This is a genomic window from Pseudomonas kitaguniensis (assembly GCF_009296165.1).
Lineage (GTDB): Bacteria > Pseudomonadota > Gammaproteobacteria > Pseudomonadales > Pseudomonadaceae > Aquipseudomonas > Aquipseudomonas kitaguniensis.
The window spans coordinates 1-738 of record NZ_VUAZ01000228.1 but is presented as its reverse complement, the minus strand read 5'-3'; the positions used below and the strand labels follow the sequence as shown (position 1 = coordinate 738).

The 738-nt window shown below is 58.1% G+C and carries 1 protein-coding gene; it reads left to right on the top strand.

Annotation, left to right across the window (positions count from 1 at the left end; genetic code table 11):
• Positions 1-47 precede the first annotated feature (47 nt).
• A partial coding sequence (locus F0169_RS26880) for a T6SS phospholipase effector Tle1-like catalytic domain-containing protein (protein ID WP_482822455.1) occupies positions 48-738 on the top strand: 691 nt, incomplete at its 3' end.

Sequence of the window (738 nt, the reverse complement as noted above, 5' to 3'; positions counted from 1 at the left end):
GAAAAACGGCCCAGCGGCAGACATGACGCCAGAGGAAGTCGCCGCCTTTGAAAGCCTTACACAGCCTGCAACTTGAGGAAGATGCCGCCAACCGGGCCGGCACCCCGGCGCCGGTCTGGTCTGAACGTCAGTTGGCCACGCAACACGATAATCAGCTGATCAAGTTGAACTACGAACGTCGCACCGGCGCCCGCTCCTCAAGCGCGTTTAACACCAGCAAGGTGTATGAACCGAACCTGGATTGTCGCCAGTTGCTCAACGCCATGGCCGATTTTCGGCGTGACTATGTGCCGGAGTGGACTTGGCCCGCCGGTGAACTGTTCAGCCTTGGCACGCTTGCCAACACCTTGGTCGGTGGCCTTGTGTACATGACCAACGCGCAAGACGAAGCCCAGCACTATGCCGACCTGCGCGAGGCCGGCGAGATGAACTACGCCAACCTGTTCGGCGCAGACGGCAAATCGTTAAACGACAAGGTCTACCCGATCATTCAGATGTTTGATGAACACGTGCACGACTCGCGCGCCTGGTTTATGAACGCGGCCTTGAATGAACGGGAAATTTTCAGCGACTACTTCCGTTATCGCGGCATATTTTTCGACACTGAAACCAATAATCCGCTATCGCTGTTGGTCACCGCCGAACGCGTGGTGGGCGTGGGGTTGGCGGTCGCCAGTGTTGGCCTGACAATCAGGCGCCGCAACCCACGCTACCTGGTCGGGTTGATTGTTCCGTCGC